The organism is Bacillus sp. SIMBA_005, assembly GCF_046535585.1.
GTDB lineage: Bacteria > Bacillota > Bacilli > Bacillales > Bacillaceae > Bacillus > Bacillus pumilus.
This window is the reverse complement of sequence record NZ_JAWRWI010001090.1, coordinates 1-239: the sequence shown is the minus strand read 5'-3', so window position 1 is coordinate 239 and position 239 is coordinate 1. Positions and strand designations below refer to the sequence as shown.

1 pseudogene is annotated in these 239 nt (G+C 46.0%); it reads left to right on the top strand.

Going from position 1 to position 239, the window contains the following annotated elements:
• A pseudogene (locus SB660_RS23485) lies at window positions 1-177 on the top strand (aminoacyl--tRNA ligase-related protein); the annotation flags it as partial.
• Window positions 178-239: the final 62 nt, after the last annotated feature.

Here is a 239-nt window from a genome sequence, read left to right as displayed (position 1 = left end):
ATTAAAGGCGCCGTGCAGCGGAGCCACCAAGGCGCCATAATCCAGCGGCATTTTCAAATGCCTGAGAAATTTGATTTAACATATATCAATGAAAAGAATGAAAGGGTACGGCCAGTTGTCATTCACAGTGCCATTTTCGGTTCTCTTGATCGTTGCCTTGGTATTCTCATCGAGCATTAGGCAGGCGCCTTCCGATTATGGCTGTCACCAGTACAAGTACAGATCATCCCTGTCTCATA